This window comes from Clostridium sp. Marseille-QA1073, assembly GCF_054863625.1.
The window spans coordinates 67,471-94,115 of record NZ_JBSVQM010000004.1 but is presented as its reverse complement, the minus strand read 5'-3'; the positions used below and the strand labels follow the sequence as shown (position 1 = coordinate 94,115).

The window sequence follows — 26,645 nt, the reverse complement described above, 5'->3', positions numbered from 1 at the left end:
ATTCCCAATGCCCATTGAACACACAATAAATTGTGTGGCTACGCTCCCTTCAGTAGCTAAAAAATGCAAGAAATATTATCTTTGTTCCTCTATTTTTTCTTTATCCGACATATTCTCCCCTAAAGCATGATCAACATTTGCCTATATAAAAAAAGCTGTCTACCCTACTCAGAGCAAACAACTTTTTGTTTTCATATTTAGTTGTTAAATTGCTTGAAAATGTTTTAAGGTATTGCACCTACTTTTTCCAGTATCGGATGCTTTTACGTTGATATATGTGTCTACTGGTTGTACTGCTAGGGTTTTATATCCTAAATGATCTAGAATCTTAAATCTCTTGCTAAATTTCCAGGGCCATAGTAAAGATGGACTGTTTTTAGGTAACATTTTAACTATGGCTTGAAGTAATGATTCTTCACAGTCTTTTCTCGGTAGGTTTAATGCTGTAATCTAAATTTACTTAAGATATAATTATGAACCGTCCCTTATATGTTAAAATTATATTTTTATTCTAAGGAAAGAGGCAATATTGAATAATTACCATTTCTTATTATTTCATCAAATTTAAAATTTACAGGTTCTTTAAAAAGTGGCCCATCGTACACAAATGTGTGGTATTCTCCGTTTTCTCCACAAATATCTGCACCTTCAGCTACAATTTCTTTTATAAGTTCTTTTGTTAAGGTTTTTCCTAGGAACTTTTCACTAAGTCTAGATGAATCCACAATAGTTATAACAGCTTTAAAACCACTTTCTATAAATTCATAAACCAATTCTTTTCTACTTTCATTCCAAAGGGGAAATATACTTTTAATCTTAGTAGCTTTACAACGAGAATCACACCAGTCATAATGAGCTTGTATATCAATATCACCAAAAACACAAGCATTAACACCGTTGTCTTTAAGCTTTAACAATGCCTTTTCAAAATCTTTAGCGTAGTCGTCTCCAGCTCCTGTTTTTACAAGTTCTAAAGGAATATCTATAAGTTGTGAAACTTTATTCAAAACCTCTACTGGTACCCCATGAAACCATGAACGATTAGCACTCTCGTTATAAGTAGTCAGTAAGCTTGCTGGCTCATACCCGCTCTTTATAGCTCTATACAGTGCAAGCATACCGTCCTTCCCTCCACTATAAGATGCTACGAACTTTATCTCTTTATTCATACTCACTTCTCCTTATTTTTACTGCCTTTTGCTCAGATTTATAACTGTCTCCACATATGTTTTGGCTATAAGATGATACTGATACGCAGAAATATTAGAATAGCCCCCATAAGATCCTCAGTAATTTCATCAACGATACATATCCCGGTTCTGCCAGTATTCCTTTCCCTTTAGGGTAATTCTACTGCCGCCTCTTCCTTTTCTGATTTTTACAAATCCCTTTTCCTCCATGTCCTTTAAAATATCTCGAATCTCCTTTTGGGATAATAGAAGGTGTTGCTCCTTCGCCTTCAGCATCAATTTATCCCTTCCGATAAACTCATCCCGCTCCGCTGCCATATAAAGCTGTTCCAGAACGAACCAAAAGGGTGAAACCACCTCCTGCAGTCTCTCCTTCTTCTCCACATTCACCGTTCTAAATGTCCGACCATGGAAAATAGTAGGCGGTAAATCATCCATCTCAATCACCTGTTTTCCGGTATAAACAAAATATTCTACTGTGTTATGCAGTTCCCGAATATTTCCCGGCCAGGAATACTGACGCAGAAAGTCTTTTACTTCTTCCGATAACTTAAAGTCACCCTGGAGCTCCTCTTTAAAATGCTCCATCAAAAGAAAAACATCCTCTCCCCGTTCCTGTAACGTCGGTACTACAACCGTCAAGGTATTCAAGCGGTAATACAGATCCTTTCGGAAGCTTCCTTCCTCCACCTTTTGATCTAGAGATTCATTGGTTGCTGCAACAATTCTGACATCAACACTTATGATTCCACTGCCGCCTACGCGCATGACTTCACCTTCCTGCAGAACTCTTAGGAGCTTTATCTGCATGGCCTGACTCATCCCTTCTACTTCATCGAGGAATAGGGTACCGCCATGGGCAAATTCAAACAGACCGGGACGTCCTCCTTTTTTCGCACCAGTAAATGCACCCTCTTCATAGCCAAAAAGCTCGCTTTCCAAAAGATTTTCCGGCATGGCTGCCACATTAATGGCGATAAAAGGTCTCTTGCTCCGCTTAGATGCACAATGCACCGCATGAGCCAGCAGCTCTTTTCCCGTTCCTGTCTCGCCTACAATTAAGACTGGACTTTCAGTAGCCGCCATCCGTTTTAAAATCCTCTTCGTCCGGCAGATACAATCTGACTCTCCGATTACATCATCAAAGGTGTACTTGGCGCAATGACCCTTTTTCAGCAGCTGGCTTCTTAACTCATTCTGCTTAGATTCCAGCTCACTAAATTCCTGCAGGGTAGCAAATGCACCGATGCATTCCTTCTGCCGTAGAACCGGTATAACTGCAATACTTACGTTTACGCCACCCAACTTAATCACTTTAGGTCGAATTTCTTTCTTATCCTTCAGGGCACTATAAAAGGGAATATAGGGAAACACTTTTTCCCCACATCTGCCAAGAACAAGATTCTCCTCAATCTTTGCAATTTGGCAGGCTTTCTTGTTGCATGCAAAGATTTCACCCTTTTCATTAACACCTACCAGTCCCTCATCCAATATTTCCATCAAAATATGGAACTGACTTTCCAGTCTTCTAGAACGGCCATATATCTGATTAAAACTGTAATTATTCGTTGCCATTTCATGAAAATAATTCTGGAATTTTTTCGTCTCTAGCAGTTCTTCAAGTCCTAGACGCAAAGCAATCTCAATCATCATCCCTGAAGTACAGGAACGGTGTCCGATATTTAAAACCTTCTTTACGCTCTGTGGTACATATCTCTCCTCCTCCGGCGTTACAGCCATATCCACCTGCTCTTCCAAAATATCACCTGGATAAAATGGAATAAAACGAATATGGTTTATTCCCAGCTGCTGCAGCTGTGCAATAGCCTCCCGAGCCATGGTATCCGTTAAGTTTACAAAAAGTGCTCGGGTCCCCTTTGGTATCATACTGAGTTTTTGCAGTGTACTCCACCGATAGGAAACCTCAATTCCCATGGTCAGGCTGTCTATAGGAATATGACGGGCCACCTCTTCTGCGGAACCATATGCATCTGTTGAAATTACAAATAAATCTGCCTTGGGCAACGTTCCCATGGCAGACCCATCACTCACACTGTATAATGCTATTTCTACATATTCCCCAAACAGTTCATTGATTTCTTTTGCATAAAACTCTCCGGCCTTAGAATCCAAAACTACTACAGATATCGTTTTTTTCATGTTCCCTCCATATTTCCTCATGTTTTCTCTTATTTTCTCATATTAGCTACATCTATTATAACTTAAATAATAATTGAATACAATTTGCTCCTTTTTTATATCTCCATTTAGGTTTCTGCGTCTATATGCTGCATTTAAGCTGTGTATAACAAAATGCATTCAATGGATAAATGCTTATGAAATTATCAGTAAAAAATGAACAAAAGCAAATTCTATCACCAAAAATAATTTAGTCATTATAAATCCTCCAGATAGCTGCCACGCAGCTGGAGTAATATCTGAATAAACAGGTCCTAGAAAACCTGGTTCTGGAGCTGAGTGAAAATCAACAGGCTTCTACTACCGCACAGGACTGAATGGAATAGTTCTTCATCATTCCTGTGAAACCTGGCAGTAGCTCCGGTACCACCGGCCACTCATCCTATAATTATTATTTTTATTTCATTCTCCTTATATGATAAAAGGATGCTGCAAACACTGTTATCCCACCATGCGTTTTTATGCAGCATCCCTTTTTTTATTTTATTTTTTGTCTCTTTAACAGTCAATCCTTAGCTTACACTAAGTATTTGCGTTAGGTTCGATATGTCTTCTAGGTCTTTTTCTTAACCCTCCAGAACCTTTTTGATATCCATGGTCAATTCATTGTTTTCTAAAACAAAGCATGGAATTCCTAGGCGTTCTGTTCCTCTGATTTCATCATAAAGAACATTAGTATCTCTCAGCTTTAAATATTCCTTTAAATCTGCATGACAGGACAGGATATCCTTAAAATCAATATCTGCTCCAGCAGCAGAAAGCTTGTTTAATGCAACTAAAGTATCTGGGCAAAGATGGCTTCCAATTACAGTAATTTTCATATTATTTCCTCCTTATTTTACAGCGATTGCTTCAATTTCACATAATACACCCTTTGGAAGGGTCTTTACTGCCACACAACTGCGGGCTGGCTTTGATAGAAAATATTTTGCATAAACTTCATTAAAAATTGCAAAATCCCCCATATCTGCTAAAAAGCAAGTAGTCTTAAATACTTTTTCAAATCTGGTGCCTGCCGCTTCTAGGATGGCACCTACATTTTCACAGCTTTGTTTTGCTTGTTCTGCAATTCCCTCTGCTATTTCTCCATTTTCTGGATTAACCGGAATCTGACCGGAAGTGTAAACTATTCCGTTTACCTCATATCCTTGAGAGTATGGTCCGATAGCTCCAGGAGCTTTTGTTGTTTCGATAATTTTCATGTTTCTTCTTCCTTCCTTTATTATGTCTTTAATATCTTTTTCTTAGTCCTCTAGGACCTTTTTGATATCCATGGTCAATTCATTATTTTCTAAAACAAAGCATGGAATTCCTAAGCGCTCTGTTCCTCTGATTTCATCATAAAGAACATTAGTATCTCTCAGTTTTAAATATTCCTTTAAATCTGCATGACAGGATAGGATATCCTTAAAATCAATATCTGCTCCAACAGCAGAAAGCTTGTTTAATGCAGCTAAGGTATCTGGGCAAAGGTGGCTTCCAATTACAGTAATTTTCATATTATTTCCTCCTTATTTTACAGCGATTGCTTCAATTTCACATAATACACCCTTTGTAATGGGCTTTACTGCCGCACAACTGCGGCCGGCTTTGATACGAAATATTCTCATTAAAAGTTGCAAAATCCCTCATATTTGCCAGAAAACAGGTAGTTTTAAATACTTTTTTACTTTATATTCCTAAGATGCTCCGCTAGTTCCAGGAGATTTTGTCGTTTCGAGAATTTTCATGTGTTCTTCTTCCTTTATTTTATTTTTCTCTCTCTTTAACATCCAATCCTTACCTTCCACTAAACGTGCAACAATCATGGATGCAATGGTATCACCTGAGGAATTGAGGCAGGTAGCTGCCGGATCCACCAAAAACCCAATAGTGGCAACTAATGGGAATGCTTCTCCTGGAAAACCAAAGAAACTGACAATCAGCATTTCTCCTACAAGCCCTCCGCCTGGAGCACCAGATAATACAAATGCACTTAAAATTGCTACTATGACGGCCATTGCATAGGTTCCTACCCCTGTAAAGGGCATTTGGAACACACCAAACAAGAAAGCAATTTTAGTTATGGATGAAAGTACGGAACCGTCCATATGCATGGTAGCTCCCATAGGCAGAACGATGTTAGATATATCCTCTGGTACTCCGATATTTTTGCAGGCCTCCATATTAACAGGCAGGGTAGCTACAGAACTTTGTGTTGCAAATGCAGTAATTGCAGGATTAAAAATATTCTGAATCATTTTCTTTACTCCCAGCCTTCCTCCAGCAAAATATGCGTAAGCCGGGTAGAAAACTACTCCATAAACAAGACACATCGGATAATAAATTAGCATTGTACGTCCATAATCTCCAATCAGCTGAGGACCAAACTCACCAACCAGGTTTGCAAAATAAGCACCCAATCCAATAGGAGCTAGTTTCATAATCATTTCTACAATCTTCATAATTACATCATTTAAGTTTCCTAATAACCGACCTACATAGCTTTCTTCCCCGCCACAGGCAGATACAGCCAGACCGGAAATGATGGCAAATACAATAATCGGAAGCATGTTTTCACGACTCATAAGACCAGAAAAATCGTTAACTGTCAAAGTGCCTACAATCATAGAGCTAATGTTTGCACTCTCCTGCATCTCTGCACTTGCCATTGTAATTGCAGTATTTGCTGCCGGCGGCCAGATATTGACAACCGTCAAAACCAGAACTGCTGCAAAACATCCAGTTACTACAAAGGTCATCACCATACTTCCTAGAATTTTACCCAGACGTTTCATGTTCAGCATACTTCCTACAGCAGTTGCTATTGAAACAAATACCATCGGAACTACGATAGTAAACATTAAATTAATAAAAATATCTCCCAAAGGCGCAAATACTGTTGCCTTTTCCCCCAAAACAACACCTAGTATAGCTCCTGTAATAATCCCCCCAAGCAAAATGAGAGGAGATCGATAATGCTTCCATAGTTTCTTCTTATCCATACCTTCTCCTTCCTAGCATTTCACAAAAACGCTATCATTTGTATTTTATAATTTATCAACTGCTTCTTTTAACTGTTTCAATGCCTGTTCCAATACAGAACGTGGACATGCTGCATTAAGTCTCATGTAGCCGGAAAGACTACGTCCGAAGCTACACCCTTCGTTTAAGCCTAAACCAGCCTTATGAATCATAAAGTCACGAAGCTCTTCATTAGTCATGCCTAATTCTCGGCAGTCTAACCAAATCAGATATGTAGCATCTGGAACATTTGGCTTGATTTTTGGAATATTTTCATCAAAATATTTCTTAATAAAATCAAAGTTTTCTGAGAGGTAAGCAAGCAGCTGTGTAAGCCACTCTTCGCCTTCATTGTAAGCTGCTTCCATCGCTACTGAGCTGAAGGCATTATTTCTGTGAATATCCATATTCATCCAGAAACGATCAAACTTCTGCTTCATCTGTTCATTTGGAAAAATAATCGTAGAAGCCTGAAGACCTGCTAGGTTGAAAGTTTTAGTTGCAGATACACAGGTAATGACTTTTTCTGCAATTTCTTTGGAAAGTGTTTCTGTAGGCGTATGCTTCTTTCCATGGAAAATCAAATCTGAGTGTATCTCGTCTGATACTATAAGCACATCATTTGCAATACAAACTTCCGCCATCCGTTTTAATTCCTCCGGTTCCCATACAATACCAAGAGGATTGTGAGGATTACATAGAAGAAAAATCTTACACTCTTTTGCTTTTTTTTCAAAATCATCAAAATCAATATGCCATTTTCCATTTTTTTCTATCAACTGATTTTCTACTACTACTCGTTCCCAAGCCTCTGTGACATCATAAAACTCTGGATAAACCGGAGTCTGAATCAAAATTTTGTCGCCAGTATGGCTGAAAATTTTGACAATAGACGATAATGCAGGAACAACTCCTAGGCTCCAGGTCATCAGAGATACATCAAGATCCCATTGATTTCGCCTTTTTTCCCACTCCTGTAGGGCTTTAAAGTAGCTGTCTGGTCTGGAAGTATAGCCCCAGATGCCTTCCTCAGCTTTCCTTTTGCAAGCATCGATGATTGGCTGAGCAGTTCTGAAATCCATATCCGCAATCCACAAAGGAATCACTTCACTTGTACCGAATTTTTTCACCCGTTCATCATACTTTGCAGCACGGTTATTGCTGCGGTCAATGATTTCATCAAAATCATATTTCATAATAAATCTTCCTTTCTTCACTGTCCTTGTTGTTTGCAGTTGATGCTAAATGTAATGAGCAAAAACCATGCCAAAAAAATTTTTTGTCATTTCTTAAAAAAATTTATATTTTTTCGCCTTCACAGTTTGTTTTAATTGGTCTATTTGGTTATATATATGGTTAATACGTTTTATTTGACCATTTTAACCATATTTTTTGATCATTTTACCTTTCTTCTGGTTCTAATCTTCTCTTTTTTCTCCGATTCGAAAATTGGCATATTCTTTGCTTTATTAAAGTAAAAAACAAACCTTGAAAGGAGATTTTCCCAATGCTAACAAAAGAAAATTTATTAGCCTTATTAAAGCAGGAGGTTGTTCCTGCCCTTGGATGCACCGAACCTGTCTGTGTAGCACTGGCTGCGGCGGACGCTTATCATGCCATAGGAGGCAAAATTGTTTCTATTAAAATAGAGGTCAATCCTGGAATTTATAAAAACGGAATGTCTGTAGGCATTCCTGGCTTCGACCGCGTAGGTCTTAAATATGCTGCCTCACTGGGAGCAGTAATGGGAAATCCTGAGAAAAAGCTGGAGCTTTTAGAAGATATCACACCAGAGATAAGCCAGAAAGCCATAAAAATTGTAGAAGACAGCCAGGCTATAGTAATGATTAAGCATGAAGAAGTCCAGTTATACGTACGGGCGGAAATCATCACTACTGCTGGAATCGGAATCAGCGAAATTCGTGGCACCCATTCCAATATCATTTTTACCAAACGAAATAATGATGTGCTTCTGCAGAAGGAATACTCTGCCAACTCCGACAATTCTCTTCATCAGCAGCTGAAGCTTATGAGCGTAGCTGAAATCCGTCAGTTGATTGATCAGTGTAGGGAAGAAGAACTTTCCTTCCTGTTGGACGGCATTGATATGAATGAAAAGTTGGCAGACTATGGTCTGGAGCATTCTCTCGGAATCGGCATCGCTTCTGCCCTTCAGGAAAAAATGACTGCAGATATTATGGGAGATAATTTATTTAGCCGTACTATGCTCCGCGTTGCCAGCAGCGCCGAAGGTCGTATGAGCGGCTGTCCCTACACCGTCATGAGTAGTGCTGGCAGCGGTAATCACGGAATCACAGCCATTCTGCCTGTAGCCGAAATGGCTCGTTACTTAAATTCTTCCAGAGAACAGCTGGTAAAAGCACTAGCATTTTCACACACTCTGAACGTTTATATCAAGCTTTTTACAGGCAAGTTGTCTGCCACCTGTGGCTGCGGCGTATCCGCTGCTACAGCAGCATCATCAGCTATGGTATGGCTGATGGGCGGAAATGACTGCCAAATTTCCAATGCCATTATCAACATGAGTGGAAATTTAACCGGTATGATTTGTGATGGTGGCAAAATCGGTTGTGCCTTAAAACTGGCTACTGCAACAAATGCAGCATTAATGTGCGCTTATCTGGCTATGTCTGACGTAGCGCTGCAGCCATCAGACGGAATCTGCGATGTAACAGCGGAACAAGTTATACGAAATATGGGACAAGTTAGCAATCCTGGCATGGTTGAAACAGACCGCGCCATTCTCTCTATCATGATAGAAAAAGACCAGAGAGAGTAAACTATACCCTGTAAGATAGACACAGAAAAGAAGCTGTGTTAACTTACAGGGTATTTTTTTACTAGTAAAAGCACTTCTTGTAGTAGATAGAAATATTATTACTGCAATTGGTATGGCTTACAGGGGGTTTTCTATAGAAGTAGGCCGTAAATTAAAATTTAATTGTGATGAAGGCTGGTTTAGTGAAATTAATAAAACTATTAAAACAGAAGATTATACTTTTTTTGGAAATAATTAGTAATTTGTATAAATATACTATAATACAGAATGATCTTAAAAAATTTTTCTTTCCTCCATATCTACTGTGTAGACTATGTATTTTCTGACTTCATGAAGTTATCCACAAATTTAAAGCCTTATAATTTCCTATAGAAAAAATAAGAGTTATACAGTAAATTGCATAACTCTTATTTTTATTACCACGGACCCGGGTCTTCATCTGCACACATCATAATGGTTTTATTATAGAAGTCCTTATTAATAGTTTTTAATTCTTTTGCAAATGCAGTAGTGTAAAGTGTATTAACAGCTAATAACCCCATTAGTACTAATATACCAATTCTTTTTTTCATTTTTAAATCCTCCATAACCTATTATTTATAGTTAAAAATTGAACTTTAATATTTTTTAGAAATCTATGTAACTAAATGCTCTTACATAGATTTCTCCTAGCTCATTTTTCTTATCATAAGTCTTAGTTTTTTCATCTATATTTTTTAGTATTTCTAAATTCTTATTCTTATTATCTTTTGCTTCAAAATAATCAAATATTCTGTTTATTGCATCTAGTATTAGCTCACTATTACCTATTAAAAATGCTTTATCTAATGTTTTATTAAAATAATAAAACATTTTATCTTCATCAAATTTCATGTAAATACAGAAAGCTTCATGAAAAACAATTGCTAATAATCTATTGTCAATATTACTAGTGTTAATAACCTGTATGGCCATATCAATATTAAATTTAGCTCTACCATAATCTTTTAAAAAACAATAATGATATGCTAAGTCATTGTAACCAACTACTATACTTCTACTACATTTCATTTTCTTACTTACTTCTAAATATTCATGTAGCTTTATTTCAGCAAGTTTAAAGTTCCCAATTTGCCGATAAAGTTTACCCTCTAAAAGTATAATATCATTAAGCTCAGCTTCAGTAAACTGAAATTCCGATCTAAGCTTATTTATATAGCACAATCCTTCTTTACTCTTATTCAGTTTTTTACATGATAACGCTATATTAAAATATATTCTTTTTCTATACGTTTCATCATCTATTTTATTTTTATTCATAAAATATAATATATATTCACATAGATGTATTATATTCGAATTTTTGTTTAACCTTATACATATTTTCATCTTGGTAAGTAATGATTCAATATATTCTATTTTATTGTGTTCTATTGATGATAAATCTAACTTTTTTAATATATAAATTTCAGCCATTTCATAATAAAATTGTTATAATAAAAATTAATAACAACTTCATAAAAATCATACATTATGTCTTCTAGTATATTGTATGAATCAATTATATTTTCAATATAATTAACTTTTAATTTAAACTGCTCCATTGATTCATTCTCATATTTACTTAGTTCTGTTATGCTATTTTTTACAATTATTATAGCCTGCTCTTCTTCACTTAAAAGTAGTTCATCTGAAGTTATGTGTGGTAGTGTATATGCTCTATCATCTATTATTTTATTTAAGTTATCAGCAATAACCTCAGCTGCATTAATGCTTAATGCAGCTTTCTTATTTTCAATCGCACTAATAAAATTTCGGCTTATGCTTTTGCTAGAAAGTTCTTTTTGTGCTGCTTGTATCATTGTCCTTAGTTTTTTTACTTTTTCTCCTGGATGTAAAATTTCATTTTCAAAATACATTGCAATTCTCCTCACTTTTCTGGAAGAAATCTAAAATTCAATATACAGTTTTAATATTTTTCTAAAAAATATTCTTCCAACCCTTCTCTATAACCCACATAAGAATTACTGCTTTCGCTTACTACTAATTCTATAAAAATTCATCCAGTTATACCTATTTATTGCACTTATTTAATGTAATTCTATATTAAGGGACATAATCCTTTATTTACAAAATACTTTTACCTCCTCATTTTTTGTTTGTTTTTGTCTTCACCTACATATGACTAGGAGATATAAACTGCAGTGATTTTTTTAACAAAAGGAGACTATTTTTTATATGATCATCACTAAAGCTATTCTGAACATACCCGCGTAGCAGGTGGTTTTCTAAATACAAAAATAGGCCACACACTGGAATTATAATCCAATATGCGACCTTTTTATTTCATTAATATAGTTAATGCCTATTACTTGATATTCACAGAATAATTTGAAACAGTTTTTCCTGAAAAATCTTTATAATAGAAATTAACATTTGCATTGCCATTGCTATTTATTAAATTTATAAGCAATCCATATGATCCATTATTTCCTTGCTTCTATGCTTGAATTTTTATATTTATAAAAAAGTGAGTATCTCACTTTCTAGTGAAATACTCATCCTTGGAAAGATGATTACTAAATAGCGTTTTTTTATTTAGCAATCATTGCTTTATTCTTTAAATAAACGGAAGAATATATTCTTTTATGAGCACCTCCCTATAGCGTGGTTGTTGAGTGATTTTGGAAGCAATTGCAATAGTTGCTCTTTTTTCTGGAAATATGCCAATTAAATTTCCACCAGAACCTGCCGCCAGAATACTAGAAATCTCTTTATCTTTATCTTTATCTATCCACCAAAGATATCCATAGTCATTTCCATGAGAATTTGTTGATAAATCAACCCATTCTTTACTAATAACCTGTTCATTCTCCCAGACACCATTCTTCTGGTAAAGAAGGCCGAACTTTGCCATTTCACGTAGGGTTAATGTCAATCCTCAGCCACCAGCTGAATATTGGTTTGGGTCACTTACCCAGCCACGTACATCATCGCCGAACACATGAGTTAAATCAAATATCATAGGATAATCTGGCATCTTTTCAATTCCTAAAGGTTCAAATAGATGGAGATTAGCAAACTCACGAGCACTCATACCAACGCTTTTTGTTAAAATGGCTGATAGTATATGTGCACCAGCAGTTGAGTATTTAAATTCTCCAATCCGTCCACCTTCTCCAAGCATTTCAAGAGAGTATTTAATCCAGTCTTTTCGACGAATCATTCTGTATAATGGCTCTCTCATGTTTGGAAAAGGAAAAGGTGCAGTCATGGTTAAAAGATGATGAATAGTAATATGATTTCGATTTCTATTGTTATCATTAAATTCATATTCTGGAAAAAAGGAAATCACCTTTTCATCAACACTTTTCATATATCCTTTATCTATAGCGATACCAATCAAAGCCGAAAGTACACTTTTTGTCACAGAGGCTACATGAAATTTATTCTCCTTGTTTTTACCGTGGTAGTATTTTTCATGAAGAATATAACCATCTTGTAAAATGAGTATTCTTTCAATATTTGTATATTGTGTTTTAATAATAGAATCAAGATTCGATAAAATTTCTACATCTAACTTTTCCTTCACTTCCCAAACTGTATTTGGAGTATAGTCATTTTCCATTTACAAATACCTCCCAGTTAATGAATCTTTATTTTCTTTGAGCTCTTGTGGAGTTCCTTCTGCTAATATATTACCACCCTCAATACCGCCGCCTTTTCCTAATTCTATAATCCAATCACATGAAGATAGGATATCTAGGTCATGTTCAATGACTATAACAGAGTTTCCATCAATAATTAATTCATCAAGTAATGTAATTAATTTGGCAGTATCATATTGACTTAATCCTGTGGATGGTTCATCTAGTATATAGAGAATGTTTCCTTTTTTCTGCTTTCCAATTTCTTTGGCTAATTTAATTCTTTGGGCTTCTCCACCACTCAAAGTTGGAATCGGCTGACCTAACTTTATATATCCCATTCCAATTTGCTTCAATACTTTTAGAGGTCTGAATGAAATCTTCGTACCTTCAAAAAAAGTGAGGGCTTCTGTAATACTCATTTCAAGTACATCATAAATATCTTTTTCCTTGAATTTTATAGATAAAGTATCATGATTAAATCTCTTACCATTACATTCATGGCAGCTTCTATCAAAATGAATATCATTGCCTATTGAAATAGTTTCTAATCCGCTGCCTTTGCAAACTGGACATGCACCTTTGGAATTAAAAGAAAAGTGTCCAGCTGATAAGTTATTTTGCATAGCTTTTGGTTGTTGTGAAAATAAAGTTCTTATTTTATCCCATAATCCAAGATAAGAAATTGGGGTTGAATTCATTTTTCGTCCAATTGGTGCCTGTGAAATTTCCACATAATCTTGGATATGTTCCATACCATCTATTTGATTTACAATAGGTTGCAGGAGAGGAGGTGTTTCATCATAATCATCTTCAAATTGTTTTCTTTGCGTATTTTTATAGAAGTTATTTTTAAGTAGTGGTAAAAGTGTCTTAGAAATGAGTGAACTTTTTCCACTTCCAGATACTCCTGCTATACCTACCATTTAATTTAAAGGTAGGGAAACAGTTAAATCTTTTAAATTATTGGTTTTAGCATTATGAATCGTTATATGTTTCATGTTTATTTTTGGCAGATTTTTTCCTTGTCGCACAGGAAATGGTGTTCTTCCTGACAAATATTTACCTGTAATTGAGTGCTTAGCGTTTAGTACTCCTTCAAAGTTTCCTTGATAGACAATATCACCACCATACACACCAGCTTTTGGACCAACATCAATAATATGTTCAGCAAGCTTAATAGTTGATTTATCATGCTCAACAATAATTACAGTATTACCAGACTTTTTAAGCTTAAGAATTGCCTGTAATATTTCTTGTTTTTCAAATTCGTGTAAACCACTGGTTGGCTCATCAAAGATATATATAAGTGAATCCATTCCAGAATCCAAATGTGAATTAAGAAAAATTCTTTGTAGCTCTCCACCGCTTAGTGAGGGCATTTCACGATACAAAGTCAAATGCCCAAGTCTAACTCTTATTAATTCATTAATCTTTTTCAAAATTGTGTTTGTCATTTTAAAACCAAATTCTGTTAGAGTATTCTGAGACAATAATTCTTGTAAATAGTTATTAACTTGAGATAAAGTCATGTTACCAATTTCACCAATGTGACGATGATTTAGAAAAACACTTCTAGCTTCTTCACCAATCCTAAATCCATGACAGGATTCGCAAGTTTCCATTTCATAAATTCCTTTCAAGCTCTCACCATGTAAATAACGATTATGCAAAACTCTTTCAACACAGTAACTAACATTATTTGAGTTATTTGTTGGAATGCCATAAATTAATTCATCTTTGAGGTCATAGGGTAACTGAGTGAAAGGAGTATAGAAATATTCATGGTATTTCCGTTGTAATAAATTCATATATCCAGAAGTAGCACCAATGTTTTTGAACACTTGTTGCATTGTAATTTCATTATTTGGAATAATTTTATCTAAATTGACGTTGAAGTATTTTCCACGACCACCACATTTCATGCACATACCATTTGGCGATGTATATGAAAAATAGCTTGAATCTAACTTTTCATCATCCTCTATATTAAAATTAGTTTCTTCATTCACCATTTTGCCATCATTAGAAAAAAGGAGGGCAAGCATATTTAAAATGCCAGTTTTCGAACCTACTGTTGAGCGAGAATTTGTTTGACGAACAAGACTTTGTTTAACTGCAATAGTTGGACTTAATCCAGTAATACTATCAAATTTGTTATCGTCAAATTCTAAACTCATACCTAATGATTGTAAATATTTTTTTCTTCCCTCCTCAAAAATAAGATCAAAAACTAAGCTGGATTTTCCTGAACCGCTAACTCCAGTGACAACAATTAATTTATCTTTTGGAATTGTGACATCAATATTCTTTAGATTATGCATATAAGCATTTTTAATTTTTATTTCTTTCACTAAAATTCCTCCTCTATTTTTAGAAGAGTGGTTCTATAGGCAAATAAATATCTACAATATGTTTATGTTGCGGATGTTCATTTGGATCATTCATATATACTTCAAAGGGAAAATAATCCCTAGGAAAATAGCCACTTTGTGGCAACCACTCTCCACATAAAAAATCCCATGCATCTGGATATTCACTTTGAAAAATTTCAAAATGGGCCACTGCATAAGTTCCAGACAAAATAGACATACACCCAATATCACTTTTATCATCAATTGTTATAGGCTCCTTGATGGAAAGACAGATACTTGTTCTTTGTTTTTCTTCATCTGAAAAATCTGGGTGGCTATGATAAACAGCAAGCAGTTTTGACTTTTTTTCATCAATTAAATTTTGTTTTATGGCAAAGGTAAATAATTTTTCTATAGAATCTGAATAATTATCTAAATCTTTATATGCTCCAATTTTTCTTATATAAATAACAGGTAATGAATCCATGGTAATTATTTCAACATCACCTTTGACTGTATTAACATTGCTGTTTACATTCTTAGTATAGCTCGTTTTTAATAGAGAATCTTTGCAATTGTTGCTATATTGTTTTCTTAATTCCCTTGGGCTCATATCATAATATTTTTTAAATGTTCTTGAAAAAACAGCTGAATCACTAAACCCAAATTGATAAGCAACATCAGTAATAGATAAATCCGGTCGAGCAATTAAAGTACTTGCTGCAAATTCTAGTTTTGTTCTTGTGGCATATTGAAATACTGTTTCTTTTGTCATACTTTTAAAAATACGGTGAAAGTGATATTTCGAAAATCCAGACACCCCGGCAAGCTTTTCCAACGTATGCGTTTCATATAAATTATTTTCAATATAGTCTTGTAATCTATATATACGGTTTATATATTCCTGCTTATAATTAATGCCATCCATAATATTTTTCTCCTTTTCTAAGCATTCAAAAACATTAACTAAATTATAGCTTAAAGAAATTTATATTAGAATAACTTAATTAAAAGAGTGTGTATTATTTGATAATTTTTCAATTCTACTGTTTCTGTAAAGTCAACTCAAACCAAACCTTCTATAACTATGGATACCTACTCATATATTACTGATAAATTTAAACTTAAATTGTACTAAAAGTTTTTTACAAGCTATACAGCCAATGTTAGCATTTCTGCATATCTCATAAATATTTTTATATTCTTTTTCGTTAAAAGCTTCGTGATATTTGTTTACTGTAAATATATCTAAAAGTCTTGAAAAATCACCTATTTTACCCATCCCTTCTCTAATATATATAAATTATAAAAGCTCCAATTATAGTAGGATTAAGAAGAGAATTAATTTTTTATCGAAGGCTTTTAATGATCTTAAGATATCATATAAGCTTCAATGCAAATAAATATAATTACATAGACATCTTTGGTCTTGCATAAAAGTTCATCCATCTTAAGTAAAAAGTCCCTCAAACCTAAAGTCTGAGGGACATACAACATTCTTCAATATTTAATTAAAAATCTTCAAGATCTTTAAAATGAGATTATTTTTTTACTCAAATGGATATTTTTGAACTAACATCTAATTCATCTTCATAACACAACTGTCCGCAAGCAGCACTAATTTCAGAACCAAATTGCGTTCTAACAGTTACACTAATACCAGCTTTCTTTAGTGTACTGCAAAATTGCTTGATAGCATTTGAAGATTGAAATTTAAAAGTTGTTTTGTCTGTAGAATTATAAGGTATCAAATCAATGTGATATAAATGCTCCCATGAACCACGATTTTTCAATAAACCTATAACTGCCTCTGCATGTTCTTTCGAATCGTTAATTCCTTCAAGCATAATATAAGCAATAAACACTCGTCGCCCCGTATGAATGATATGTTCATCTAATGTCTTCATCACCTCATTCAATGGAAATCTTTTATTTATAGGCATTAAATCATTTCGTTGACTTTCAAATGGTGAATGAAGTGAAAAAGCCAAATTCACTTGTGGAAATTCTTTGGTCAATCTTTGAATTCCTGGTATAATGCCAATTGTTGAAATAGTAATTCTTCGTTGACTTAACCCAAATAAATTTCGATCAGTTAAAATTTTTACTGCATCAAATAACTCCGGATTTGCAAAAGCCTCACCCATTCCCATAAATGAAATACTATTCAATCTATGGTCATTAAAATAGAAATAAAGTAATTGGTCAGTTATCTCATCAACAGTAAGATTGCGTTTAAATCCAGCACTTCCCGTTGCACAAAAACGACATCCAAAACCACAACCACATTGGGAAGAAATACAAAAGGATTCCCACCCCGGTTTATACTTTAGTCCAATAGCTTCTATTCTTTCTCCATCAGTCAATTCGAATAACAATTTTTGAGCTTGTTTAGAATCTTGTGAAAAAACAGGTGTTACACTAGATACATTATTTCCAAACTCATTTACTAAAGCTACCCTTAACGCTTTTGGTAATATATGCATATCATCAAAATTATCTATTCTTTGATGAAAAATAGCTTTTGTTAGCTGCTCATATCTATAATCAGGTAATTTTAAATTTGATATTATTTGTTTTATTTTTTCATATTTTGTTTTTGTCTGTTTCATGTAGGCTTCCCCCTCACTATTAATAGTTAGGAAGCAAAGCCAGTATAATTAGCGACTTATATTACTCCATGCAAGCGTCGCCCAAAACATCTGGCTTTGCATGGAGCCTATTGTGTGTTACTTTTATATTTCCATTAAACATATTAATTGCCATTCCTATCTTTACAATTTTATTATTTTTGTTGCAACATTTTCACAAAATACACTATCATGCTCAACAAACAAAATTGTAGGTTCATGTTCGATTAACAATTTCTCAATCTGCATACGAGAAATGACATCAATAAAATTCAATGGTTCATCCCAAATATACAAATGTGCCCGTTCGCACAAACTTTCGGCAATCAATACCTTTTTCTTCTGTCCTCCACTAAAATCCTCGATATTCTTTTCAAACTGTTCTCTTGAAAAATCAAGTTTTCTAAGTATCGATTTAAATAAACTCTCGTCAATACAGTGTTTATCTGCATACTCAGATAAACTACCATATAAATCCGAAGTATCTTGTGAAACATACGAAATGATTAACTTATTATTCTTTCTTACAACTCCACTATGAGGGATGTCTTCTCCATAAATTAATTTCAATATACTCGATTTTCCGCTGCCATTCTTTCCTTGAATAGCAATTCTTTCACCTTGTTCTATAGTGAAGTTTACTCCTTCACAGACAATTCTATCATCATATTCAATTGCAACATCCGTAAGTTCTACAAGCTTTTTATCATGGAAGGTAAGTGGTGCTATTTTTAAACTTTCATTAGATTCAATATTTTTAAGAAGCTTTGATTTTTCCTCAATCATGTTTTGTTGTCTAGCTTCTATATTTTTAGCACGCTTCATCATTTTTGCAGCTTTATGTCCAACATATCCTTTATCTAATTTGCTCCCAGAATTAGTGGTTCCATGCTTGCTGCTTTCAACACTATCCGACCACGTAGATGTACGTTTTGCCGAGCTGGAAAGTCTATTAATATCCTTTTTCAATTTTTCGTTTTCTGCTAGCTCAAAACCATCTTGTAATTCTTTATTTCTCCACCATGAAGAAAAATTTCCTTTTTGTATTTCAATATTAGTTTTATTAATAGACAAGATATGGTCAACACAATTATCTAAAAAAGACCTATCATGCGAAATCAGAATAAATCCTTTCTTTTTTTTCAAGTAATTACATAGTTTTTGCCTAGCTTCAGCATCTAAATGATTGGTAGGTTCATCAATAAGTAAGAAGGAATTCTCCTTCAAAAACATAGCAGCCAGCAATACTTTGGTCTGCTCTCCTTTAGATAGTGTATAAAACTGTCTATATAAAGCATCGTAGTCCATATCTAATAAGGATAATTCTTTTACTATTTCCCAATCCATTGAATTTGGACTAATCTCCCTTATGATATCTATGGTGAAATTGCTTTGCTCCTGCACCTCATAAGGAAAATATTCAAAAGTCACATCAGCTGAAATCTTCCCATTATATTCGTATTTCCCAAGCAATAGATTTAGAAAAGTAGTCTTTCCTCTTCCGTTTCTTCCAGTAAATCCTAATTTCCAATCGGTATCAATTTGAAAACTTACATTTTCAAAAATATTATCATAGCTACCTTCATAAGCAAAGGTTAGGTTTGTAACATTTATTAAAGACATATTTTTGTCCTCCTCTGTATTTAATAGTATAAATAACAAAGTCGGAACAATAGGCGACCTTGTTATTGCTCCATATAAGTGTCGCCTGCAATATCCGACTCTATATGGAGATTATCATGTGTTAGCAAAGTATCTTTATTTATCATAATATTATTTACCCTCCTTATTCGAATTATTTATAAAAAAATAAGAGCCGCAAGAATTAATTATTCTTACAGCTCATAGATATACGTAGTTAAGCTAATCATTATAGCATAAAACAAGTGTATATATTACAGAGAAAAAAGAATAACCTTCTTGCATAAGTACAACAAAACAAACAGACTACACCTGTTTATCTTTGTATTAAATGTACTTTAAAAATTAGCAAGAAAAATTAATCATTTTTTCACCTCAAAATTCAAATTTTTTTATCATTATACTATTATACGTCGAAAAAGTCAATAAAGAGTAAATCAAGAAAATCTATTTCTTCTTTATCTTCACAACACACTCTACATATGTTGAGTGTTTATCATCAGAATACTCCTAAATCCTATTACTTATTCTTCAATTTTTATTTCTTCTATTTCTGCTTCTCTTACTCTAGGTTTTCCAGTTTAAGGATTTTATATCTTAATATCTTTGTAAATGCAGATATCCAATCTAAAGCTTCGCTTTAATCGTGTTTTTTAAATGTAATGTTACGCACGACCTAATAAAATCTTATCAATTAACCCATATTCTTTCGCTTGCTCAGCCGTCATATAACAGTCTCTTTCCATATCCTCTTTAATCTTTTGGATCGGTTGGCCTGTAAGCCTACTATATGTTTCATTCAGAGTTTCTTTTGTTTTTTCAAGCCAATCACTATGAATTTTAATATCTGTGGCCTGCCCCTGAAGTCCGCCGGATATTGACGGCTGATGAATCAGTACTTCACTGTTTTTCAGGGCAAAACGTTTACCTTTCTTCCCCGACGCCAGAAGTAATGAAGCTGCGCTACCTGATTGGCCCACACTGATGGTAGAAACATCGCATTTGATGTAATTCATTGTATCCATAATAGCGAAGCCGTCCGTTACGGAACCACCTGGGCTGTTAATGTAGAAATGAATGTCCTTGTCACAGTCGACGGATTCCAAGAAGAGCATTTGCGCAATAATTAAGCTCGCAGACTCATTCGTTACCATGCCATTAAGCATGATAATCCTATCGTTTAACAACCTCGAAAAAATATCGTAAGAGCGTTCTCCTCGAGATGTCTGTTCAATTACCATTGGTATAAGATTACTCATATTAACCTCCATGCGCTGCTTATGCAGCCATATTCGTGATTCTGTTGAAGTCGGAACTGAATTTGATAACATTATTGAATTTACCACTTCTATATAATCTCCGATATTTTCCAGGCGTCAAATCATAAATCTTCATAAAGGCTCTAGAAAAGGATTCCTGAGAAGCATATTGATACTTCAGTGCGATATCAATAATCGGCTGTTCTGTTTGAACAAGCTCTTCTGCAGCCTTCTCCATCCGCCTCTTAGTAATATATCTGGTGACGGATTCACCTGTTATTTTGTGAAAAAGTCTATGATAATGATATTTTGACAGATAAGCTTTTTGAGCAAGATCGTTAAGTTTAATCTTATTATCTAGATTTTTTTCAATATACTCAAGTGAATCACGCACTTTTGAGTGATAATCCATATACATTCTCCTTTCCAAGAATATATCATATATCATATATTATATACTCAGTCATAAATTAATTCTTGATAATTCTTGCTCAAATTTTATCTGACGAAAATAGGTATAAATGTCAATATTAGAATATAGCTTTTTACTCATCATCTTCTTTAAGATGATCTTTTAAACGATATGATTTTCCGTTGATAGAGATTACATGGGCATGATGTAAAATACTATCTAAGATAGCGTTAGCTATGACAGGATCATAAAATACACTGGCAAAAATCCAATCCGGCTGCTCTGATATCATCTTTGTATAAGATTTGATTTGCCAATCAAGGCTACGCTTCTGAACCAAGCTTAATGTGCTAACTCGATAATATTCTGCAACTCTCAACTTTTTATATTCTGGCGATTTAACCGGTATGACTATTATCTTTTTCATAAATCAATCACCGACTTCTATATGTAAAATGGTTATCCCATATATTTTTATATAAAAAAGACATGAAAGCCTTTACTCCCATGTCATCAATTGTAACTCATTTTTATTAATTTTTTCGCTATATTTTAACTGTTTTTTCTATGCAACAGGACTACGCACTCCACATGTGCTGTTTGTGGAAACATATCTACTGGTTGTACTTCTACAATTTTATAATCTAGGTCATTTAGAATTTTTAAATCTCTTGCAAGAGTTGCTGGGTCACAGGAAACGTAGACTATTTTTTGTGGTGACATTTTAGCTATAGCTTGAAGTAGTGATTCTTCGCAGCCTTTTCTTGGTGGGTCTACGACTACTACATCTGCTTTGATGCCACTGTCTATTAGTTTTGGTATTTCCTTTTCTGCTTCTCCAACTATGAATTCTGCATTAGTTACTCTATTTGTCTTAGCATTTTCTATTGCATTTTCTATTGCCTCAGGTACTATTTCCACCCCGTAAACTTTTTTAGCTCTTTGAGAAAGGAATAAGGATATTGTTCCTGTTCCACAGTAAGCATCGAAGACTGTTTCATCTCCTGTAAGATCTGCATATTCTAAAGCTTTTTCATATAATACTTCTGTTTGAATTGAGTTTACTTGAAAGAAAGATAATGGAGATATGTTAAATTTAAATTCACCTATAAAATCTGTTATAGTATCTTTTCCATATAAAGTTTTTGATTTTTCTCCTAATATGACATTGGTTTTATTTTTATTTATATTTTGAATTATAGAAGCTACTCCTTCTATGTTTTCTACCATAAGCTCTATAAACTCATCACTATGAGGTAGTTTCTCTCCTCTAGTTACTATAACTATCATTATTTCTCCGGTTTTAAAACCTTTTCTGATCATTATATGTCTTATAAGTCCACTATGATTTTCTTCATTATATGTTTCTATATTGTATTTTTCTATCCATCTTTTAGTTAACTCTACTACCTTATCTGCTACTTCATCTTGTATATGGCATTTTTCCATATTTATTATGTCATGGCTTCTTGATGCATAAAAACCAACAACCACTTCACCATCTTTATTTCTTCCTACAGGAAGTTGTACTTTATTTCTATAGTTGTATGGATTTTTCATACCTAGAGTTTTATGTACTTTAATATTTTCAAGCTTTCCTATTCTTTTTATAACTTCTTCTACTCTTTCAGTTTTAAAGTTTAACTGAGCTTCATAGTTAGTATGTTGAAGATTGCATCCACCACATCTTTTATAAATAGAACAAATAGGATTCTCCCTTTCCTCTGAAGGAGATATTACTTCTAAAAGCTTACCAATTCCATAGTTTTTATTAACTTTAATTACTTTTATTTTAACTACTTCTCCTTTAAGTGCTCCTTCTATAAATATAGTAAAATTATCTATTTTACCTACACCTTCACCTTGGTGTCCATTACTTTCTATTTGAAGTATATATTCTTTATTTTTTTCTACTGCTGTATTATATTCTTTTAACTTTCCCATCTTATCACCTTTCATTGAAGTAATACTTAATCAATTCTCAATTCACAATGTAAAATTCACAATTGTGGTTGAAATTAGTTTTGACCGAACTAATTACTTTAATTGATTTCTTACTAGCAATATAATTGCTAATTTTTTAGTATGATTACAGAATATATAGATAAACTACCTTAAAATTTAATATATACCTTTATTGTATTTTAATTCACAATTCACAATGCAAAATGCACAATTAAAGATGAAATTATTTTTTATAAAAATAATTTCTTTAATGGATTTTTAGCTAGCAATGCAATTGCTAGTTATTATATGGCGAACACTGTTCGCCGCTACAGTTAATCAGTTATAAATTTCTCAGCTTATGCTGAGAAATATCCACAATTGTGAATTGTGCATTGTGAATTGAGTTTTAGTCTAGATACTAATAAGGCTAATTATTTTCAGATATAGATTAAGTTTAAAAGTGATAGATCTATATTGATTCTAACCCATCTATTTATTGTAACAGAAAGAAACATTTTCAACCATAAAAATAATAAACCAAAAATCTTAAATACCTAACATCAGACAAGGTATCAACTTCTGCTTATAGTGATGAACGTTATGGTAGGTTCTTAGAATGCAGTGTGATAGGAAATAGACTAACATACTGGCCTATTATTTTTTGAAAATATCTAAGGTATCTGAAAGAAAATAATAGATCAAAGATGTTGGTATATTTTAGGCATATGAAATAAAATAACTAGTTAAAGATACGAAATATATTTTTCATCAGGCAAGGAGATAGGTTTTCATGATAGTTTAAGCTATCATGGAGTTCTGACGACACAGTATGATACAAAATAGATGAGCATACTGACTAGTTATTTTTTGAATATGCCTCACATCAGACAAGGTGTTAGGTTCTACTCATAGTAGCGCTATGTGTAGGTTCTGACAACGCAGTATGATAGAAAATAGGCTAACATACTGATTTATTATTTTTTTGAAGATGCCTAATTAAAAATGACATGCTGCGTAATGCAACATGTCATTTTAGGAGGTTATGCTTTATCACTGGAGAACTGTTGAGATTTTACTGTTTAAAAGTTTGACACTGGGTTCTTGCGCTAGTTAATGCACCAGGTCCATGAATTTGTATATAATCAGCTGAACATTTCTTATCAATATTATATGTACAGCTTACGGCATCACATTCTATATGTGGGCTCATTTCTATAGATGAATTAGTAAACGCCTGCCTTATTTCTCCTGGTATATTCATATTAAATACATTTGAAATAGCGTTTTTTAATCCTTTTTCAGCAAAGGTTCCACATTGAGTTAATGAACTACTATGAGCATTTGACCCTAATACTTGAATAGTATTAGCTGCACATAGTCCTGACATATTATGTACACAATTTTCAGCACTACAAGTTAAAGGTCCATTCATAATATCACTCCTATTCTTCCATGCTTCTACCTTTATATAGAGAACCAGGCTTTACAATAGCTTCACTATATATAATAGCCAGGCTCTCTTAAATAGGTTTATAAGCCAAACAAAGTTTTGAACTTATAAATCTATGAATCTATTTTGTGTAGAAATTTAAATTTTATACATAGAAAAATACATGTAAATTTATCCAATTATTATTTTACAATGAATAGAACAATTATGCTTAAAATTAATTTTTTATAATAAAATTTATTTTTGTACATAAAAAAATAACACCCAAATAGGGTGTCAATAATAAAAATCAGTTGCCTATATGTTCCATTTAGAATACTGTCCACATATTTATAATATTATACATAAAATGGATTAAGAACTTATATTTGTTCTTCCACTGTAAACTAATCCACGTTTAGAGTCCATAGTTATAAATGAACCTGTTTTAATAATTGATATTGCATCTACTGCACTATATATAATTGGAATATCTCTAGATGAACATTCTAATACAACGCTTGTGCTCATCTCATCTTCTTCTACAATTATTCCAGCTACATTATCTAATACATCTAGAAATTCTCTACCTAATCTTTTTACTACAAGTATATCTCCTTCTTGAATGTTATTTATAGCATCTTTGACATCTTTTGCGTATAAAGCTGTACCGAAGGCAGGCACATCTGCTGTTCCTTTACCTTTAAGTAATATATCTCCTACTATATGAACTTTCATCATATTAGTGCTTCCTACATAGTTTGCGGGCACTCCTGCTGCCATAACCACAAGGTCACCTTTAGATACATATCCTCTTTCTAATGCAACTTCTGCACATTTATCCATAAGCTCATCTGTACTTTCTACTTTTTCTGCTTGTATTGCATATACACCCCAATTTAAAGCTAAACTTCTTGCAACTTTTTCATAAGGAGTAACTGCAATTATAGGGCATTCTGGTCTATATTTTGAAACCTGTCTTGTAGTATGACCACTTTGAGTTGCAGTAATTATAGCTGATGCATTTAATTCTTTAGCAGTAGCACAAGTTGCTAAACTTATAGCATTTGATACATTAGGGATATGACTCATTTGACTCTTAGATAGTGATGACTCATAGTTTATATATTTTTCAGAAGTTATTGCTATCTGAGCCATTGTTTTAACAACTTCTACTGGATATTTACCATTAGCTGTTTCTCCACTAAGCATTATTGCATCTGTTCCATCAAATATTGCATTAGCAACGTCTGATGCCTCTGCTCTTGTTGGTCTTGGATTTCTAATCATTGAATCAAGCATTTGAGTTGCTGTAATAACTGGTTTTCCTGCAGCATTACATTTTTCTATTATCATTTTTTGAACTACAGGAACCTCTTCTGTTGGTATTTCAACCCCTAAATCTCCTCTAGCAACCATTATACCATCAGAAAATTTTATAATTTCATCTATGTTATTTACACCTTGTCTATTTTCTATTTTTGAGAATATTTGAATATCTTCTCCACCATTTTTGCTTAATACTTTTCTTATATCTAAAACATCAGAAGCCTTTCTTATGAAAGATGCTGCAACTATATCTATTTCATTTTCTATACCAAATATTAAATCTGAAACATCCTTTTCTGTTAATGAAGGAAGGTTTATTGCAACATTAGGCACATTAACCCCTTTATTATTTCCTATAACTCCAGTATTTTTAACTAAAGTATTAACTTTATTCTCTTCTACACTTTGAACCTCTAAAGCTACAAGTCCATCATTGATTAAAATAGTATCATTTTCATTTACGTCTTCACAAAGGTTACCATAAGTTACAGAACATTTAGTTTCATCACCTAAAATTTCTTCTCCACAATATATAGTAAAGTTAGTACCTTCTTTAAGTTCAACAGTATCATTACTAAACTTATGAGTTCTAATTTCAGGTCCTTTAGTATCTAAAATTATTGCTATATGTTTTTGTAATTCCGCCCTTATTTCCTTAACCATATCAATTCTTTTCTTGTGCTCTTCATGACTTCCATGAGAAAAATTTAATCTTGCTGCATTCATCCCTGACTGCATTAAGGTTTTAACTATCTCTTTATCGTCAGTAGTTGGTCCAATTGTACATATTATTTTTGTTTTTTTCATCTCTTTTCCTCCTTTAATT

At 33.4% G+C, this 26,645-nt stretch carries 26 protein-coding genes and 1 pseudogene; 2 read left to right on the top strand and 25 right to left on the bottom strand.

What is annotated here, in order from left to right:
• Window positions 1–506 precede the first annotated feature (506 nt).
• The 8 genes and pseudogenes from ACY1IQ_RS04980 to ACY1IQ_RS04945 all read right to left on the bottom strand — a co-directional run bounded on the left by ACY1IQ_RS04980 (window position 507) and on the right by ACY1IQ_RS04945 (window position 7,588).
• Entirely contained in the window at window positions 507–1,169 is a 663-nt protein-coding gene (locus ACY1IQ_RS04980; RefSeq protein ID WP_461612925.1) for a Dph6-related ATP pyrophosphatase, read from the bottom strand.
• A gap of 129 nt (window positions 1,170–1,298) precedes the next feature.
• Window positions 1,299–3,350 (bottom strand): sigma 54-interacting transcriptional regulator, encoded by a 2,052-nt coding sequence (locus ACY1IQ_RS04975; RefSeq protein ID WP_461612924.1) that lies wholly within the window; start codon window positions 3,348–3,350, stop codon window positions 1,299–1,301.
• Window positions 3,351–3,955: 605 nt separating this feature from the next.
• Complete coding sequence (locus tag ACY1IQ_RS04970; RefSeq protein ID WP_461612923.1) at window positions 3,956–4,210, bottom strand: glutaredoxin; 255 nt, start codon at window positions 4,208–4,210, stop codon at window positions 3,956–3,958.
• A 12-nt stretch (window positions 4,211–4,222) separates the two neighbouring features.
• Window positions 4,223–4,591: a RidA family protein gene (locus tag ACY1IQ_RS04965; RefSeq protein ID WP_461612922.1), complete on the bottom strand. Its 369-nt coding sequence runs from the start codon at window positions 4,589–4,591 to the stop codon at window positions 4,223–4,225.
• A gap of 42 nt (window positions 4,592–4,633) precedes the next feature.
• Window positions 4,634–4,888: a glutaredoxin gene (locus ACY1IQ_RS04960; RefSeq protein WP_461612921.1), complete on the bottom strand. Its 255-nt coding sequence runs from the start codon at window positions 4,886–4,888 to the stop codon at window positions 4,634–4,636.
• A 12-nt stretch (window positions 4,889–4,900) separates the two neighbouring features.
• Window positions 4,901–5,057 (bottom strand): annotated as a pseudogene (locus ACY1IQ_RS04955) (Rid family hydrolase); the annotation flags it as partial.
• Between the two features lie 11 nt (window positions 5,058–5,068).
• Window positions 5,069–6,373, bottom strand: a complete 1,305-nt coding sequence (locus tag ACY1IQ_RS04950) for a dicarboxylate/amino acid:cation symporter (RefSeq protein WP_461612920.1) — start codon at window positions 6,371–6,373, stop codon at window positions 5,069–5,071.
• Window positions 6,374–6,418: 45 nt separating this feature from the next.
• Window positions 6,419–7,588 carry a MalY/PatB family protein gene (locus ACY1IQ_RS04945; protein ID WP_461612919.1) on the bottom strand — a complete coding sequence of 390 codons (1,170 nt, stop codon included), beginning with the start codon at window positions 7,586–7,588 and terminating at the stop codon, window positions 6,419–6,421.
• Between the two features lie 311 nt (window positions 7,589–7,899).
• Here ACY1IQ_RS04945 and ACY1IQ_RS04940 point away from each other — a divergent pair, with 311 nt between their 5' ends.
• Window positions 7,900–9,192 carry an L-cysteine desulfidase family protein gene (locus ACY1IQ_RS04940; protein ID WP_461612918.1) on the top strand — a complete coding sequence of 431 codons (1,293 nt, stop codon included), beginning with the start codon at window positions 7,900–7,902 and terminating at the stop codon, window positions 9,190–9,192.
• A gap of 112 nt (window positions 9,193–9,304) precedes the next feature.
• On the top strand, window positions 9,305–9,430 hold the full coding sequence (locus ACY1IQ_RS04935) for a hypothetical protein (protein WP_461612917.1): 126 nt from the start codon (window positions 9,305–9,307) through the stop codon (window positions 9,428–9,430).
• Window positions 9,431–9,608: 178 nt separating this feature from the next.
• On the opposite strand, the gene ACY1IQ_RS04930 is transcribed toward ACY1IQ_RS04935, so the two are convergent.
• The 17 genes from ACY1IQ_RS04930 to pyk all read right to left on the bottom strand — a co-directional run bounded on the left by ACY1IQ_RS04930 (window position 9,609) and on the right by pyk (window position 26,626).
• Entirely contained in the window at window positions 9,609–9,764 is a 156-nt protein-coding gene (locus ACY1IQ_RS04930; RefSeq protein WP_461612916.1) for a hypothetical protein, read from the bottom strand.
• A 55-nt stretch (window positions 9,765–9,819) separates the two neighbouring features.
• Window positions 9,820–10,491, bottom strand: a complete 672-nt coding sequence (locus tag ACY1IQ_RS04925; protein WP_461612915.1) for a hypothetical protein — start codon at window positions 10,489–10,491, stop codon at window positions 9,820–9,822.
• A 134-nt stretch (window positions 10,492–10,625) separates the two neighbouring features.
• Entirely contained in the window at window positions 10,626–11,090 is a 465-nt protein-coding gene (locus ACY1IQ_RS04920; RefSeq protein ID WP_461612914.1) for a helix-turn-helix domain-containing protein, read from the bottom strand.
• Window positions 11,091–11,791: 701 nt separating this feature from the next.
• On the bottom strand, window positions 11,792–12,088 hold the full coding sequence (locus ACY1IQ_RS04915) for a hypothetical protein (protein WP_461612913.1): 297 nt from the start codon (window positions 12,086–12,088) through the stop codon (window positions 11,792–11,794).
• A gap of 24 nt (window positions 12,089–12,112) precedes the next feature.
• Complete coding sequence (locus tag ACY1IQ_RS04910) at window positions 12,113–12,799, bottom strand: serine hydrolase domain-containing protein (protein WP_461612912.1); 687 nt, start codon at window positions 12,797–12,799, stop codon at window positions 12,113–12,115.
• Complete coding sequence (locus ACY1IQ_RS04905; protein ID WP_461612911.1) at window positions 12,800–13,744, bottom strand: hypothetical protein; 945 nt, start codon at window positions 13,742–13,744, stop codon at window positions 12,800–12,802.
• Entirely contained in the window at window positions 13,745–15,172 is a 1,428-nt protein-coding gene (locus tag ACY1IQ_RS04900; protein WP_461612910.1) for an excinuclease ABC subunit UvrA, read from the bottom strand. It abuts the gene before it with no gap.
• 19 nt (window positions 15,173–15,191) lie between these two features.
• Entirely contained in the window at window positions 15,192–16,100 is a 909-nt protein-coding gene (locus ACY1IQ_RS04895) for an AraC family transcriptional regulator (protein WP_461612909.1), read from the bottom strand.
• 171 nt (window positions 16,101–16,271) lie between these two features.
• The gene (locus ACY1IQ_RS04890; protein ID WP_461612908.1) at window positions 16,272–16,454 is read right to left on the bottom strand and encodes a hypothetical protein; all 183 of its coding nucleotides are present in this window, start codon (window positions 16,452–16,454) and stop codon (window positions 16,272–16,274) included.
• Between the two features lie 271 nt (window positions 16,455–16,725).
• Window positions 16,726–17,784 (bottom strand): Cfr family 23S rRNA (adenine(2503)-C(8))-methyltransferase, encoded by a 1,059-nt coding sequence (locus ACY1IQ_RS04885; protein WP_461612907.1) that lies wholly within the window; start codon window positions 17,782–17,784, stop codon window positions 16,726–16,728.
• Window positions 17,785–17,946: 162 nt separating this feature from the next.
• Entirely contained in the window at window positions 17,947–19,425 is a 1,479-nt protein-coding gene (locus ACY1IQ_RS04880) for an Lsa family ABC-F type ribosomal protection protein (RefSeq protein ID WP_461612906.1), read from the bottom strand.
• A gap of 683 nt (window positions 19,426–20,108) precedes the next feature.
• Complete coding sequence (locus ACY1IQ_RS04875; protein ID WP_461612905.1) at window positions 20,109–20,714, bottom strand: ATP-dependent Clp protease proteolytic subunit; 606 nt, start codon at window positions 20,712–20,714, stop codon at window positions 20,109–20,111.
• A gap of 7 nt (window positions 20,715–20,721) precedes the next feature.
• Entirely contained in the window at window positions 20,722–21,114 is a 393-nt protein-coding gene (locus ACY1IQ_RS04870; RefSeq protein WP_461612904.1) for a helix-turn-helix domain-containing protein, read from the bottom strand.
• Window positions 21,115–21,247: 133 nt separating this feature from the next.
• Window positions 21,248–21,541: an ATP-binding protein gene (locus ACY1IQ_RS04865; protein ID WP_461612903.1), complete on the bottom strand. Its 294-nt coding sequence runs from the start codon at window positions 21,539–21,541 to the stop codon at window positions 21,248–21,250.
• Between the two features lie 125 nt (window positions 21,542–21,666).
• Window positions 21,667–23,058 carry a 23S rRNA (uracil(1939)-C(5))-methyltransferase RlmD gene (gene rlmD, locus ACY1IQ_RS04860; protein ID WP_461612902.1) on the bottom strand — a complete coding sequence of 464 codons (1,392 nt, stop codon included), beginning with the start codon at window positions 23,056–23,058 and terminating at the stop codon, window positions 21,667–21,669.
• A gap of 1,075 nt (window positions 23,059–24,133) precedes the next feature.
• On the bottom strand, window positions 24,134–24,493 hold the full coding sequence (locus ACY1IQ_RS04855; RefSeq protein WP_461612901.1) for a DUF1540 domain-containing protein: 360 nt from the start codon (window positions 24,491–24,493) through the stop codon (window positions 24,134–24,136).
• Between the two features lie 372 nt (window positions 24,494–24,865).
• Window positions 24,866–26,626: a pyruvate kinase gene (gene pyk, locus ACY1IQ_RS04850; RefSeq protein WP_461612900.1), complete on the bottom strand. Its 1,761-nt coding sequence runs from the start codon at window positions 26,624–26,626 to the stop codon at window positions 24,866–24,868.
• Window positions 26,627–26,645: the final 19 nt, after the last annotated feature.

Bases quoted from the DNA above. Each gene is read 5' to 3' on its own strand.
- ACY1IQ_RS04970 (WP_461612923.1), bottom strand. From the start codon at position 4,210: ATGAAAATTACTGTAATTGGAAGCCATCTTTGCCCAGATACTTTAGTT.
- ACY1IQ_RS04905 (WP_461612911.1), bottom strand. From the start codon at position 13,744: ATGGTAGGTATAGCAGGAGTATCTGGAAGTGGAAAAAGTTCACTCATT.
- ACY1IQ_RS04980 (WP_461612925.1), bottom strand. From the start codon at position 1,169: ATGAATAAAGAGATAAAGTTCGTAGCATCTTATAGTGGAGGGAAGGAC.
- ACY1IQ_RS04945 (WP_461612919.1), bottom strand. From the start codon at position 7,588: ATGAAATATGATTTTGATGAAATCATTGACCGCAGCAATAACCGTGCT.
- ACY1IQ_RS04885 (WP_461612907.1), bottom strand. From the start codon at position 17,784: ATGAAACAGACAAAAACAAAATATGAAAAAATAAAACAAATAATATCA.
- rlmD (WP_461612902.1), bottom strand. From the start codon at position 23,058: ATGGGAAAGTTAAAAGAATATAATACAGCAGTAGAAAAAAATAAAGAA.
- ACY1IQ_RS04920 (WP_461612914.1), bottom strand. From the start codon at position 11,090: ATGTATTTTGAAAATGAAATTTTACATCCAGGAGAAAAAGTAAAAAAA.
- ACY1IQ_RS04870 (WP_461612904.1), bottom strand. From the start codon at position 21,114: ATGGATTATCACTCAAAAGTGCGTGATTCACTTGAGTATATTGAAAAA.
- ACY1IQ_RS04895 (WP_461612909.1), bottom strand. From the start codon at position 16,100: ATGGATGGCATTAATTATAAGCAGGAATATATAAACCGTATATATAGA.
- ACY1IQ_RS04855 (WP_461612901.1), bottom strand. From the start codon at position 24,493: ATGAATGGACCTTTAACTTGTAGTGCTGAAAATTGTGTACATAATATG.
- ACY1IQ_RS04960 (WP_461612921.1), bottom strand. From the start codon at position 4,888: ATGAAAATTACTGTAATTGGAAGCCACCTTTGCCCAGATACCTTAGCT.
- ACY1IQ_RS04865 (WP_461612903.1), bottom strand. From the start codon at position 21,541: ATGAAAAAGATAATAGTCATACCGGTTAAATCGCCAGAATATAAAAAG.
- ACY1IQ_RS04880 (WP_461612906.1), bottom strand. From the start codon at position 19,425: ATGTCTTTAATAAATGTTACAAACCTAACCTTTGCTTATGAAGGTAGC.
- ACY1IQ_RS04890 (WP_461612908.1), bottom strand. From the start codon at position 16,454: ATGGGTAAAATAGGTGATTTTTCAAGACTTTTAGATATATTTACAGTA.
- ACY1IQ_RS04875 (WP_461612905.1), bottom strand. From the start codon at position 20,714: ATGGAGGTTAATATGAGTAATCTTATACCAATGGTAATTGAACAGACA.
- ACY1IQ_RS04910 (WP_461612912.1), bottom strand. From the start codon at position 12,799: ATGGAAAATGACTATACTCCAAATACAGTTTGGGAAGTGAAGGAAAAG.
- pyk (WP_461612900.1), bottom strand. From the start codon at position 26,626: ATGAAAAAAACAAAAATAATATGTACAATTGGACCAACTACTGACGAT.
- ACY1IQ_RS04940 (WP_461612918.1), top strand. From the start codon at position 7,900: ATGCTAACAAAAGAAAATTTATTAGCCTTATTAAAGCAGGAGGTTGTT.
- ACY1IQ_RS04935 (WP_461612917.1), top strand. From the start codon at position 9,305: ATGGCTTACAGGGGGTTTTCTATAGAAGTAGGCCGTAAATTAAAATTT.
- ACY1IQ_RS04975 (WP_461612924.1), bottom strand. From the start codon at position 3,350: ATGAAAAAAACGATATCTGTAGTAGTTTTGGATTCTAAGGCCGGAGAG.
- ACY1IQ_RS04950 (WP_461612920.1), bottom strand. From the start codon at position 6,373: ATGGATAAGAAGAAACTATGGAAGCATTATCGATCTCCTCTCATTTTG.
- ACY1IQ_RS04925 (WP_461612915.1), bottom strand. From the start codon at position 10,491: ATGAATAAAAATAAAATAGATGATGAAACGTATAGAAAAAGAATATAT.
- ACY1IQ_RS04930 (WP_461612916.1), bottom strand. From the start codon at position 9,764: ATGAAAAAAAGAATTGGTATATTAGTACTAATGGGGTTATTAGCTGTT.
- ACY1IQ_RS04965 (WP_461612922.1), bottom strand. From the start codon at position 4,591: ATGAAAATTATCGAAACAACAAAAGCTCCTGGAGCTATCGGACCATAC.
- ACY1IQ_RS04915 (WP_461612913.1), bottom strand. From the start codon at position 12,088: ATGGCAAAGTTCGGCCTTCTTTACCAGAAGAATGGTGTCTGGGAGAAT.